Source organism: Bacillus sp. XB1 (assembly GCF_053557995.1).
In genome coordinates, this window is record NZ_JBNRIL010000008.1 from 46645 (window position 1) to 58503 (window position 11859).

Here is an 11859-nt window from a genome sequence, read left to right on the forward strand (position 1 = left end):
ATGGCACGTAAAACAAACACTCGTAAAAAACGTGTGAAAAAGAATATTGAAGCTGGTATAGCTCATATTCGTTCTACTTTCAACAACACAATCGTAACACTTACAGATACTCACGGTAACGCACTTTCTTGGTCTAGTGCTGGTGCACTTGGTTTCCGTGGATCTCGTAAATCTACTCCATTCGCTGCGCAAATGGCTGCTGAAACTGCTGCTAAAGCTGCAATGGAACACGGTTTAAAAACTTTAGAGGTTACTGTTAAAGGTCCTGGTGCTGGTCGTGAAGCTGCAATTCGTGCTCTTCAAGCTGCAGGTCTAGAAGTAACAGCAATTAGAGATGTTACTCCAGTTCCTCATAATGGATGTCGTCCACCAAAACGTCGTCGTGTGTAATTTTTCTGTATAGAATTTTCCCTTTTGTCTATAATGGATATGATGCATTATCGAGAAATTTCGTACAGAAACATCGCTTGTTGTGCACAATCGGGAACTGCCTAAGGGGGACTTTCGGTTAGACAGGGGTTATACCTTTGTTTAACCGGGGTTTCGACGTTTTGAAGGAGGGTTTAGTTAATGATTGAAATCGAAAAGCCGAAAATCGAAACGGTTGAACTTAACGAAGATGCTAAATATGGTAAATTCGTAATTGAACCGCTTGAGCGTGGATATGGTACTACTTTGGGTAACTCCTTACGTCGTATTCTTTTATCCTCACTCCCTGGTGCCGCTGTTACTGCTATCCAAATCGATGGCGTATTACATGAATTTTCAACAGTTGAGGGCGTAGTAGAAGACGTTACGACGATCATCTTAAACTTGAAAAAGTTAGCTCTTAAAATCTACTCTGAAGAAGAGAAGACGTTGGAAATTGATGTACAGGGCGAAGGTATTGTCACAGCTGCTGATATTACTCACGATAGTGATGTAGAAATCTTAAATCCAGATTTACACATTGCAACGTTAGCAAAAGATGCGCATTTCCGCGTGCGTTTAACTGCAAAGCGTGGCCGTGGGTATACGCCAGCTGATGCAAATAAAAGCGAAGATCAACCAATAGGAGTAATTCCTATTGATTCTATTTATACTCCAGTATCACGTGTGACTTACCAAGTGGAAAAGACACGTGTCGGACAAGTGGCTAATTATGATAAGCTTACGCTTGATGTATGGACGGATGGAAGCATCGGGCCAAAAGAAGCTATCTCTTTAGGTGCCAAAATCTTAACTGAGCATTTAAATATCTTTGTTGGTTTAACTGATGAAGCACAAAATGCTGAGATTATGGTCGAGAAGGAAGAAGATCAAAAAGAGAAAGTTCTTGAGATGACTATCGAAGAACTAGACCTTTCTGTTCGTTCTTATAATTGCCTAAAACGTGCAGGAATTAATACTGTACAAGAGCTTGCGAACAAAACAGAAGAAGATATGATGAAAGTTCGTAACTTAGGACGTAAATCCTTAGAAGAAGTTAAACATAAACTTGAGGAATTAGGTTTAGGTTTACGTAAAGACGACTGAGGATTTAAACCCATCAACAAAGGAGGGAACTACGAATGGCATACAGAAAATTAGGCCGTACAAGTGCGCAACGTAAAGCTATGTTACGTGATTTAGCTACTGATTTAATTATCAACGAGCGCATCCAAACGACAGAAACTCGTGCAAAAGAACTTCGTTCTGTAGTGGAAAAAATGATCACTTTAGGTAAACGCGGAGATCTTCATGCTCGTCGTCAAGCAGCAGCTTTCATTCGCAATGAAGTAGCTAACGCTGAGACTGGTCAAGATGCACTTCAAAAACTATTCGCTGATGTAGCTCCACGCTATGCTGAGCGCCAAGGCGGATACACTCGTATTGCAAAAATTGGTCCACGTCGCGGAGACGCAGCACCAATGGTAATTATCGAGTTAGTATAATGATAATTAAAAGGGCAGGACAGTTCTTTTCAAGAAACTGGTCATGGCCCTTTTTTTTAAATATAAAAATAGGCTAACTGTGCGAAGGAAAGGGTGCCTTCTATTGAAAAAAGAGAAACTTCGGATAGAAAATATATCATTTCAATATCCTGGGGCAGCCACTTATGCATTAAAAGATGTTTCATTTTCCTTATATGAGGGAGAGTGGGTATCTATTATTGGACAAAACGGTTCAGGAAAGTCTACACTTGCAAAATTATTGAATGGTTTGTTTTTGCCAGAAGCAGGGACTATTACAGTAAATGATACAATGGTTTTATCAGAGGAAACGGTATGGGATGTTCGAAAACAAATTGGAATGGTATTTCAAAATCCAGATAATCAATTTGTTGGAACAACAGTGCAAGATGATGTTGTATTTGGCTTAGAGAATATCGGAATGCCAAGAGAACAAATGATTGAAAGATTAGAACAGGCCTTGCGACTTGTCCGTATGGAAGATTTTCTTAATGATGAGCCTCATTCCTTATCTGGTGGGCAAAAGCAGCGAGTGGCAATAGCAGGCGTTTTAGCACTTCAACCATCTATTTTAATATTAGATGAAGCAACGTCAATGTTAGACCCTCAAGGGAGACGTGAAGTAGTAGAAACGGTTAGACAACTTGTTACTCAAAAAGGTATTACCGTGTTATCGATTACGCACGATTTAGAAGAAGCGGCACAGTCAGATCGTGTCATTATTTTAAATAAGGGAGAAATATTAGAGGAAGGGACTCCAGAAAAAATTTTCAAATCCTCTCATATGCTCCAAGAAATTGGCTTAGATGTACCGTTTTCAGTGAAAATAGCAGAATTATTAAAAAGAAATGAAATTCTCTTGCAAAATACGCATCTTACAATGGAAAGCTTGGTGAACGAACTTTGGAGATTACATTCCAAAAAGTAGAGCATCGTTATCAATATAAAACTCCATTTGAAAGACGCGCACTTTATGATGTAGATGTGTCGTTTCCAAGTGGGGGCTATTATGCCATTATTGGTCATACTGGTTCAGGTAAGTCAACGATGATTCAACATTTAAATGGTTTATTGCAGCCGACAAATGGTACAGTTCAAATTGGTGAACATTTGATTTCGGCAGGAAAGAAAGAAAAAAAGTTAAAGCCACTACGTAAAAAAGTAGGGGTTGTCTTTCAATTCCCAGAACATCAGTTGTTTGAAGAGACTGTGGAGAAAGATATTTGTTTCGGCCCTACTAATTTTGGAGTATCTGTAGACGAAGCAAGGCAAAAGGCTAGAAAGGCAATTGAACTTGTAGGGCTAGAACCGGAACTGTTAACACGTTCTCCGTTCGAATTAAGTGGTGGACAAATGAGACGTGTTGCTATAGCGGGTGTACTGGCGATGGAACCTGAAGTGCTTGTATTAGATGAACCTACAGCAGGACTAGATCCAAAAGGGCAGAACGAACTTATGGAGATGTTTTATAAGCTGCACAAGGAAAAGGGGCTTACAGTTATCCTTGTAACGCATAATATGGAGGATGCTGCTCAGTATGCGGAGCAGATTGTAGTTATGCATAAAGGAACGGTCTTTTTGCAAGGAAGTGCAGAGGAAGTATTTTCACATGCCGATGAACTAGAGAAAATTGGTGTGGATCTTCCTATGTCATTAAAGTATAAACGTGCAATTGAAGAGAAGTTTGGTATTTCAATTCCAAAGGCTACCTTATCTTTAGAGGATCTTACTCATGAAGTTGTGCAGGTGTTACGAAAAGGTGGTCATGAATCATGCAGCAGTTGATTATTGGGAGATATATCCCGGGGAATTCACTTATTCATCAACTTGATCCACGTACGAAGCTGCTGATTGTCTTTTTATATGTATTTGTTGTTTTCTTAGCAAATAATGCGATTTCATATGGATTTTTATTTTTATATGCACTCATTGCTTTATTTTTTGCAAAAGTGCCGATTCGTTATGTACTTTCGGGCTTAAAACCAATTTTATGGATTTTTCTTTTTACATTTTTCCTGCATATTTTTACAAATAAGGAGGGGGATGTACTATTCCAGCTTGGTTGGTTTTCGATATATGAAAAAGGATTAGAGCAAGGGATATACATTTCTGTACGATTCTTCGTTATTATTTTAATGACGACATTATTAACGTTAACGACGACACCTATTGAAATTACAGATGGTTTGGAGACGTTATTAAAGCCGTTGAAGCGTATAAAGGTTCCTGTTCATGAAATCGCATTAATGATGTCAATTTCTCTTCGTTTTATCCCGACATTAATGGATGAAACGAGTAAAATAATGAAAGCACAAGCGTCACGTGGTATTGATTTTGCCGGGGGACCGATAAAAGATAGAATGAAAGCTATTATTTCACTGCTCGTTCCTCTGTTTATCAGTGCTTTTAAGCGTGCAGAGGACTTAGCCATTGCGATGGAAGCTCGTGGATATCAAAGTGGTGAAGGACGTACTAAATTTAGGCAACTACGCTGGAAAACAAGCGATACAGTAACGATTGTCAGCTTATTTTGTTTAGCTTGTATTTTGGCATGGGTGCGATCGTAATGGAGAATAGAGAAATGGATAGAATAAAATGTACGGTTGCATATGATGGCATGCATTTTTGTGGTTATCAAATTCAGCCGAACCATCGTACTGTTCAACAGGAGATAGAAAAAGCATTGCAGAAATTGCATAAGGGAGAACTTGTTCGTGTTCAGGCATCTGGTAGAACAGATTCTACAGTTCATGCAAAAGGACAAGTAATACACTTTGATACTCCTTTGTCTCTTGAAGAGTGGCAATGGATTAATGCTTTAAACACAATGTTGCCAGATGATATTGTTATTAGGCAAGTAGAGAAAAAAACAGAAGAATTTCATGCACGTTACGGTGTTGAGAAAAAAGAATATCGTTATCGTGTATTATTATCAAAGACTGCGGATGTATTCCGTAGAAATTACGTATATCAATATCCATACCCGCTCGAAATCAACTCTATAAGAAAAGCAATTCCTTATTTTATTGGAACACATGATTTCACTTCTTTTTGTTCGGCAAAAACTGACAAAAAAGATAAAGTGCGAACAATTTATGAAATCGAGTTAATTGAACAAAATGATGAAATAATTTTTCGTTTTGTAGGTAATGGATTTTTATATAATATGGTCAGAATTATTGTTGGTACGTTACTTAGCGTAGGGCAAGGAAAGCTTGATCCTGATAGCATTCCAGAGATTTTAGCGAAACAAAATCGTCAGTTTGCTGGAAAGATGGCTCCAGGTCATGGGCTTTACTTATGGGAGGTAAACTATAACAACTAATCCTGGTGTAACATTTGCTTGACATTAGAAACTCAAAAGTATATCATAACATATGGTATTGTTTCTAAAACCACGATTAGCCCCGGAAGGAAATCGTGTTTAAGATAAACAATAGATTTTTTCTATGGAAAAGATAACGAGGAGGGAAACACATGCGTACGACTTTTATGGCAAAAGCTAACGAAGTTGAGCGTAAATGGTATGTGGTTGATGCTGAAGGTCAAACTTTAGGTCGCCTTGCTAGTGAAGTAGCATCCATTTTACGTGGTAAAAACAAACCTACATTTACACCACACGTTGACACGGGTGATCATGTAATTATTATTAACGCTGAGAAAATTCATTTAACAGGTAATAAATTAAACGATAAAATTTACTACCGTCACACTAACCACCCAGGTGGACTTAAGCAAAGAACAGCTCTTGAAATGCGTACAAACTACCCTGTACAAATGTTAGAGCTTGCAATTAAAGGCATGCTTCCAAAAGGACGCTTAGGCCGTCAAGTTTCTAAGAAACTTAACGTGTATGCTGGAGCAGAGCATCCACACCAAGCACAAAAACCAGAAGTTTACGAACTTCGCGGATAATTAATTAAAGGAGGGCTTACTTTGGCACAGGTTCAATACTATGGCACTGGACGTCGTAAGAGTTCAGTAGCGCGCGTACGCCTAGTTCCAGGCGAAGGACGCGTTATCATTAACGGTCGTGATTTTGAAAACTATATCCCATTTGCTGCATTACGTGAAGTAGTGAAACAACCTCTAGTTGCAACAGAAACTTTAGGTAACTACGATGTACTTGTAAACGTAAATGGTGGTGGATACACTGGTCAAGCTGGTGCTATTCGTCACGGTATTTCTCGCGCTTTATTAAAAGCTGATCCAGAATACCGTCTAACACTAAAACGTGCAGGTCTATTAACTCGTGACGCACGTATGAAAGAGCGTAAAAAATACGGTCTTAAAGGCGCACGTCGTGCACCTCAGTTCTCAAAACGTTAATTTTTGCGAACTACAAACCCCAACCATTTTGGTTGGGGTTTTTTTATGTTTCATTCTTCTTTTGCAATTTTTATAGCTTGGAATATTTTAGTGCTACCGCCACGCGTATGCTTCTTCTTTAGAAGTTTAGACTAATACGTATTAGGGAGGTTTATAAGTACTATGAATGTCATTGTCAGCTTACAAGAAAAACAAAAAGAAAAGCAGTTAAAATACGAGCGGAAGATGTTGCGGGAATTATCATTAAAAACATTGCGTTCAAATATTCGTGATGCCTTTCAAATGCAAGAGCTTCATCGTCAGTATGAAGATTACTGTATTGAATTAGGGATAGAATCTTATTTATTAGGAGCGAGATACAGTAAATTTGGTTATTATGGTGAATCGTTTTTTGATGTGAAATATAGAGCTTTAGAAGAAGAACAACAATTAACTGAAACGCTATTTCAATTTTTAACGAGTATGACTATGCGAGAAATAAAGTTGAAAGATGAGGAATTACTTTTTGAATCTTGTCAGCAGTTTATAGGATTGTGGTGGCAAGAAGGGTATGAAAAAGGTGAAAGAAGATATCGATTAAAGCTTCATTAAGACAAGCATAAACTTTCCTCTTGTCCCATATAAGTAATTAGAGGGACTAGCTGGAGGAGGAAAGGTATGAAGAGAATTCGAATTATCTCTTTTGCACTCGCTGCGGTTGTATTATTTTTTTTAGTTAAACAAGAATTTCAAATTACAAAATCGTGGCGAGCTTGGAATTTACCCTTATCAGGGAAAGTAATTGTATTAGATGCTGGGCATGGTGGACCAGATGGAGGGGCTGTTGGTGGAAAGGATATTATAGAAAAGGATATTACGCTTGAAATTACAAAAAAGGTACAAGACTATTTACAAGAACAAGGTGCACTAGTTATTTTAACGCGTGAGGGAGATTATGATTTAGCTAACAAAGATACAAAGTCATATAGTAGACGTAAAGCAGAGGATTTAAAAAAACGTGTAGAAATCATCAATAAACCTGATGTAGACTTTTTTGCAAGTATTCATTTAAATGCTTTAACTAGTAGTGGATCGAAAGGCGCACAAACGTTCTATTACCGCTCTTCGATTGAAAATGAACGTGCTGCAAAATTTATACAGGCTGAATTGAGAACAAGTTTAGAAAACACGAATCGTTCTGCTAAGACAATTTCGCATGTATATTTATTAAAGTATTCTAAAACACCAGGTGCTTTAATTGAAGCTGGCTTTTTATCGAATGTGAACGAAAGGTATATGTTAAATTCGGAGAAATATCAGCAAAAGGTAGCAGCTGCAATATACCGTGGTATATTACGTTATTTCACGGAAAAAGGAAATCCTCCAGAATAAGGAGGATTTTTTTGAGCTTCTCTCGTTAACGAAGTTTTCGGAAAATATGTTATACTGGAAATGTAAACGCATTTATTTCAAGGATAAGCAGAGATAAATTCAATTAACATTACGTTATTTTTCATACAGGGGGCTGGGCTAATTATGATAACGAAAGAGCAAGTGGTTGAAGCGTTAGAAGGGATTGTAGATCCGTTTTTACATAAAACATTAAAAGAAACAAGTGCAATTAAAGAGGTAACAGTCAAGCCAGAGAAGGAACATGTGAGTGTCAAAATTGCAATCGTAAAAACCGGTACAGCGGAACAAATGCAGTTGCAGTCTGGAATTGTAAAGTTAGTAAAAGAACTTGGGGCAGCAACAGTTGGACTTCGTTTTGCAGAATTTACAGAAGAGGAATTAGCTCAGTTTGCACCGGAACAAGAAGAAGAGCAAAGTGAATCTTTATTGTCACCTAATTCAAAAACAACATTCTTAGCAGTAGCGAGTGGAAAAGGTGGCGTGGGAAAATCAACTGTTTCCGTTAACCTTGCAGTTGCTTTAGCTCGTTTAGGAAAAAAAGTTGGTATTATTGATGCGGACATTTACGGTTTTAGTGTGCCAGACATGATGGGGATAGAAAAACGTCCTATCGTAAGAGGTGACAAGATAATTCCGGTGGAACGTTTAGGTGTAAAGGTAATCTCAATGGGCTTCTTTGTAGAGGATAATGCACCAGTTATTTGGAGAGGACCTATGCTTGGGAAAATGTTAAACCACTTCTTCACAGAAGTAGAATGGGGCGATTTAGATTATTTAGTACTAGATTTGCCACCAGGCACAGGTGATGTTGCGTTAGATGTGCACTCAATGTTGCCATCTTGCAAAGAGATTATTGTAACGACGCCTCATCCAACAGCTGCGTTTGTAGCAGCGCGTGCTGGAGCGATGGCATTGCGCACTGAACATAGTATTCTTGGTGTTGTTGAGAATATGGCATATTTTGAAAGTAAGGTAACTGGTGAGAAAGAATATGTATTTGGAAAAGGCGGGGGAGATAAGTTAGCTACCGAATTACAAACGAATGTTCTTGGTCGCATTCCGCTACAACAACCCGATTGGAATAAAGAAGACTTTGCTCCTTCAGTATATGAAGATACACATACAACGGGCATTATTTATAGTAAAATAGCTGAAACAGTAATTGATAGAACAGCTGTTACACAAAAATAAAGTGAAACTTTAATCAGTGGGGTTCACCTGTTACTGACAACAATAAGGCTTTTGTTGCTAGTAAACCTTTCGCTTAACTAGAGGGGGCCATTTCGTCTGTTAATAGCAAGATAAAGTAATAACGAGTGAACAATGTATAAATTGTCCACTCGTTATTATAGTTATTATTTTTTACTATTCTTCCTTCTTCCCGCCTTGAGAACCACCGTCACCGCCTGCTTCTTTCTTACCAGATCCGCCTTTTTCAGCTTTTTGCACACCTTTACTAATGATATCAATCATCTTGGCTTGGAAGAGTGGACTTTCAGCAGTTTCTGTTAGTACTTGTTGTAGATATTGACGGTATTCTTTACTCTTCATTGTTTGTAACATCATTTTTTCTACTTCAGGATTTTTCATAATTTCTATAACGCCTGCTTGGTATTCAGGGTCTTTTAATAAGGTTTTCATTAATTGGGTTTGTTCTTTCCCCATACTTTTAGCGAACTTCGATGAGAACTCAGGATCTTTAAAGAGCTTTTCCCAGAATTGTTGCCCTTTATCGGATACCATGGCATCTTCAATCGTTTTCTTTACTACTGTTTCATCTAGTATGAGTGCTTGTTTCATTTTTTCATCAGTTAATACATCTTGAATAGCTTTCTTACCTTGATCTGTTTTTAAAATATCAACAATCATTTTCTTTGTTTGATCGTAATCTAGTTCGGATTTCGTTTCTTTTCCTTGTGCGCATGCTGCAAGTGCGATAAGTAGAAAAGAAGAAACGAAAATGAATAGCATCCGTTTCATAAGTTGGAACTCCTTTCAGCACAGTTCTCTCTTTTTAATATAAATATCTTTAAGGAATTTATACATGAACATGGCTAGCTTTTTGAAATTGTCATTGATACAATTTAATTAGAAATATAAGGATAATGGGGGATGTGTTGTGAATAGCCGCAAGTGGGTACGACTATTTTTAACGACGTTGTTTCTTGGTGGAATTAGCACAGTTATTATTGGTTTTGTTTTGGAGTGGGACAAGTACAATAAATTTTTTCAAAATTTCGACGGTAAGGAGATTTTAGCAGTATCTTTCTGGCTGATGGGTGTAGGATTTATTTTTAGTGTTATAAGTCAAATGGGATTCTTTGCATATTTAACAATCCACCGTTTTGGACTAGGGATGTTCCGCTCATCTTCTTTATGGAATGCAGTCCAGCTCTTCTTTATTGCATTCGTATTATTTGATTTTGTGTATTTAAGATCTGTACTTATTGCAAATGGGGAAGTCTCGTTAGGGAATAACATACTTGTTGCTGGAATATTATTTGTGTTTGGAGCAATTGTTGCTTATGTAAAAAGCAAAGAAACAAATAAAAAAGCATTTGTGCCAGCTCTGTTCTTTATGGTTGTTGTAACGATCCTTGAATGGGTACCGGCGCTTCGGATTAATGATACAGATTGGTTATATTTAATGGTTATACCGCTATTGTTATGTAATGCATATCAATTACTTGTATTACATCGTTTAATCGGAAAAACAAGTAAATCAGCTTAATAGAGAGATTTTATACACCAGCAGTTATAATGCTGGAAATGGTATGATTAAAAAAGCTCTACCACCTTCTTGAAAGGTAGTAGAGCTTTTTATGCGTGAAGAGTGGTAGGGAAGAAGCTACTTCACATCTTCACTTTTCGTACTTGTGTTGGAAATAAGTTGTGATACGGATATTTGCTCATATCCATCACTTTTTATTTTTTGCAGGAGCAGCGGTAAAGCTCTATTTGTTTGAAGGGCAGAATCGGATGCGTGTAATAAGACGATATCTCCACCTTTCAAATTATTAGAGACAGTGGAAACGATGTTATTTACACCTGGGTTTTTCCAATCGTTTGAATTATTACTCCAATGCACGACGGTGTATCCAAGTGATTCTGCGATTTTAAGGGTTGCTTTGTTAAATTCGCCACTAGGTGGACGTAACAGCTTGACTTGTTTTACACCAAGTTTCGTAAAAACATCTTGTGCTCGTAAAAGGTCTCGTCTTATTTCATTTGTCTCTAGAGAAGTGTAGGATGTGTAATTGTACCCCATACTACCGATTTCGTGTCCGTCTTTCATGATTCGCTCTACAATATCGGGGTGTCTTTCGGCCCATGCAGCAGAAAGGAAGAATGTTGCATTCTTAATTTCTCTTTCTTTAAGAGTATCTAGGATTGGAATTGCTTTTTTGTCTCCCCAACTAATATCAAACGTAAATGCAACTTGCTTTTTAGCGGTGTCTCCTTTGTAAATTACTTTAGGGCCTGTAGCAGTTGAAAAAGCAGATTCATGTGAATATGTTTTTAAAAAGAGTAGCCATGCTGTAAATAAGGACAGTATCACTATTAAGCTAATGTGTTTAAAATTTCTCTTACTCGTAATAAAAAAGAAAAACATAATATTACGCCCCTTTGTCCAATCCTTTTCAGTTACATATATGCTGTAAATATAAAAAAGAGAACAAAGGATTAATATCGTAAGTAGTGGATATAATGGATGATAGGATTGTGATAATTGAAAATGAGCGGAACGTTTATTGTTGCGTAAGGAATTATTGAGGTGATTGTTTGCTTGGGCTGATGTTGACAAAAGAAGAGAGAAAAGAAATGGAATACATATTGAAGAGAGAATTAGAGGAACTTTTATTTGATTTTGAAGATGAGCGTATTCATGAAGTTGTAAAAAAAGCCATGGAAGAAAGATATAAAATCATTTTCTGTTTATTCCGGAGAGTAGCTAACACAGAAGAATGTATTCGTTATGTAAGAAAAAGAATTTTTTATTAAAAAGTGTTGACGTTAATAGTTTGTATATGTTAAATTAATAACCGTCGCTGATGCGGAAACGCAGAAAACGACAAAAAGAAATTGAAAAACTTAGTTGACATCGAAAAACGAAAATGTTAACATAAGGAAGTCGCAAATGAGCGACCAAGTAGTTCTTTGAAAACTGAACGAAACAAACAACGTGAAACGTCAATTTTTATTTTAG

General features: G+C 37.3%; 16 protein-coding genes. 14 read left to right on the top strand and 2 right to left on the bottom strand.

Translation table 11 applies throughout. The features are described from left to right. The 12 genes from rpsK to ACK1U5_RS27045 all read left to right on the top strand — a co-directional run bounded on the left by rpsK (window position 1) and on the right by ACK1U5_RS27045 (window position 8843). Window positions 1-390 carry a 30S ribosomal protein S11 gene (gene rpsK / locus ACK1U5_RS26990; protein WP_000101798.1) on the top strand — a complete coding sequence of 130 codons (390 nt, stop codon included), beginning with the start codon at window positions 1-3 and terminating at the stop codon, window positions 388-390. Between the two features lie 180 nt (window positions 391-570). Then, window positions 571-1515, top strand: a complete 945-nt coding sequence (locus ACK1U5_RS26995; RefSeq protein WP_000569643.1) for a DNA-directed RNA polymerase subunit alpha — start codon at window positions 571-573, stop codon at window positions 1513-1515. Window positions 1516-1550: 35 nt separating this feature from the next. Then, window positions 1551-1913 carry a 50S ribosomal protein L17 gene (gene rplQ / locus ACK1U5_RS27000; protein ID WP_000331490.1) on the top strand — a complete coding sequence of 121 codons (363 nt, stop codon included), beginning with the start codon at window positions 1551-1553 and terminating at the stop codon, window positions 1911-1913. A 103-nt stretch (window positions 1914-2016) separates the two neighbouring features. Beyond that, the gene (locus tag ACK1U5_RS27005) at window positions 2017-2859 is read left to right on the top strand and encodes an energy-coupling factor ABC transporter ATP-binding protein (RefSeq protein WP_000711759.1); all 843 of its coding nucleotides are present in this window, start codon (window positions 2017-2019) and stop codon (window positions 2857-2859) included. Beyond that, a complete protein-coding gene (locus ACK1U5_RS27010) occupies window positions 2835-3716 on the top strand; it encodes an energy-coupling factor ABC transporter ATP-binding protein (protein ID WP_000406535.1) in 882 nt (293 codons plus the stop codon). The genes ACK1U5_RS27005 and ACK1U5_RS27010 overlap by 25 nt, the downstream gene beginning before the upstream one ends. Next, window positions 3704-4498 (top strand): energy-coupling factor transporter transmembrane component T family protein, encoded by a 795-nt coding sequence (locus ACK1U5_RS27015; RefSeq protein WP_001186526.1) that lies wholly within the window; start codon window positions 3704-3706, stop codon window positions 4496-4498. The genes ACK1U5_RS27010 and ACK1U5_RS27015 overlap by 13 nt, the downstream gene beginning before the upstream one ends. Before the next feature lie 14 nt (window positions 4499-4512). Continuing rightward, window positions 4513-5256 (top strand): tRNA pseudouridine(38-40) synthase TruA, encoded by a 744-nt coding sequence (gene truA, locus ACK1U5_RS27020; RefSeq protein WP_002098927.1) that lies wholly within the window; start codon window positions 4513-4515, stop codon window positions 5254-5256. 152 nt (window positions 5257-5408) lie between these two features. Continuing rightward, entirely contained in the window at window positions 5409-5846 is a 438-nt protein-coding gene (rplM, locus tag ACK1U5_RS27025) for a 50S ribosomal protein L13 (protein WP_001260793.1), read from the top strand. A 21-nt stretch (window positions 5847-5867) separates the two neighbouring features. Then, the gene (gene rpsI / locus ACK1U5_RS27030; protein WP_000079986.1) at window positions 5868-6260 is read left to right on the top strand and encodes a 30S ribosomal protein S9; all 393 of its coding nucleotides are present in this window, start codon (window positions 5868-5870) and stop codon (window positions 6258-6260) included. A gap of 162 nt (window positions 6261-6422) precedes the next feature. Further along, window positions 6423-6851: a DUF2521 family protein gene (locus ACK1U5_RS27035; RefSeq protein WP_001101005.1), complete on the top strand. Its 429-nt coding sequence runs from the start codon at window positions 6423-6425 to the stop codon at window positions 6849-6851. A 66-nt stretch (window positions 6852-6917) separates the two neighbouring features. Next, window positions 6918-7631: an N-acetylmuramoyl-L-alanine amidase CwlD gene (gene cwlD / locus ACK1U5_RS27040; protein ID WP_000822439.1), complete on the top strand. Its 714-nt coding sequence runs from the start codon at window positions 6918-6920 to the stop codon at window positions 7629-7631. Between the two features lie 144 nt (window positions 7632-7775). Further along, window positions 7776-8843 (top strand): Mrp/NBP35 family ATP-binding protein, encoded by a 1068-nt coding sequence (locus ACK1U5_RS27045; protein WP_000628846.1) that lies wholly within the window; start codon window positions 7776-7778, stop codon window positions 8841-8843. Window positions 8844-9017: 174 nt separating this feature from the next. Here ACK1U5_RS27045 and gerD read toward each other — a convergent pair whose 3' ends face one another. Next, complete coding sequence (gene gerD, locus ACK1U5_RS27050) at window positions 9018-9632, bottom strand: spore germination lipoprotein GerD (RefSeq protein ID WP_000827296.1); 615 nt, start codon at window positions 9630-9632, stop codon at window positions 9018-9020. A gap of 139 nt (window positions 9633-9771) precedes the next feature. Between gerD and kbaA the strand changes: the two genes are divergently transcribed. Continuing rightward, window positions 9772-10383, top strand: a complete 612-nt coding sequence (gene kbaA, locus ACK1U5_RS27055) for a KinB signaling pathway activation protein KbaA (protein WP_001088526.1) — start codon at window positions 9772-9774, stop codon at window positions 10381-10383. A gap of 117 nt (window positions 10384-10500) precedes the next feature. On the opposite strand, the gene pdaB is transcribed toward kbaA, so the two are convergent. Beyond that, window positions 10501-11265 carry a polysaccharide deacetylase family sporulation protein PdaB gene (gene pdaB, locus ACK1U5_RS27060; RefSeq protein ID WP_000464705.1) on the bottom strand — a complete coding sequence of 255 codons (765 nt, stop codon included), beginning with the start codon at window positions 11263-11265 and terminating at the stop codon, window positions 10501-10503. 170 nt (window positions 11266-11435) lie between these two features. Here pdaB and ACK1U5_RS27065 point away from each other — a divergent pair, with 170 nt between their 5' ends. Further along, window positions 11436-11654, top strand: coding sequence for a hypothetical protein (locus ACK1U5_RS27065; protein WP_000901147.1), 219 nt, complete (start codon window positions 11436-11438; stop codon window positions 11652-11654). Window positions 11655-11859 lie beyond the last annotated feature (205 nt).

Bases quoted from the DNA above. Each gene is read 5' to 3' on its own strand.
- rpsK (WP_000101798.1), top strand. From the start codon at position 1: ATGGCACGTAAAACAAACACTCGTAAAAAACGTGTGAAAAAGAATATT.
- ACK1U5_RS26995 (WP_000569643.1), top strand. From the start codon at position 571: ATGATTGAAATCGAAAAGCCGAAAATCGAAACGGTTGAACTTAACGAA.
- rplQ (WP_000331490.1), top strand. From the start codon at position 1,551: ATGGCATACAGAAAATTAGGCCGTACAAGTGCGCAACGTAAAGCTATG.
- ACK1U5_RS27015 (WP_001186526.1), top strand. From the start codon at position 3,704: ATGCAGCAGTTGATTATTGGGAGATATATCCCGGGGAATTCACTTATT.
- truA (WP_002098927.1), top strand. From the start codon at position 4,513: ATGGATAGAATAAAATGTACGGTTGCATATGATGGCATGCATTTTTGT.
- rplM (WP_001260793.1), top strand. From the start codon at position 5,409: ATGCGTACGACTTTTATGGCAAAAGCTAACGAAGTTGAGCGTAAATGG.
- ACK1U5_RS27035 (WP_001101005.1), top strand. From the start codon at position 6,423: ATGAATGTCATTGTCAGCTTACAAGAAAAACAAAAAGAAAAGCAGTTA.
- cwlD (WP_000822439.1), top strand. From the start codon at position 6,918: ATGAAGAGAATTCGAATTATCTCTTTTGCACTCGCTGCGGTTGTATTA.
- ACK1U5_RS27045 (WP_000628846.1), top strand. From the start codon at position 7,776: ATGATAACGAAAGAGCAAGTGGTTGAAGCGTTAGAAGGGATTGTAGAT.
- gerD (WP_000827296.1), bottom strand. From the start codon at position 9,632: ATGAAACGGATGCTATTCATTTTCGTTTCTTCTTTTCTACTTATCGCA.
- pdaB (WP_000464705.1), bottom strand. From the start codon at position 11,265: ATGTTTTTCTTTTTTATTACGAGTAAGAGAAATTTTAAACACATTAGC.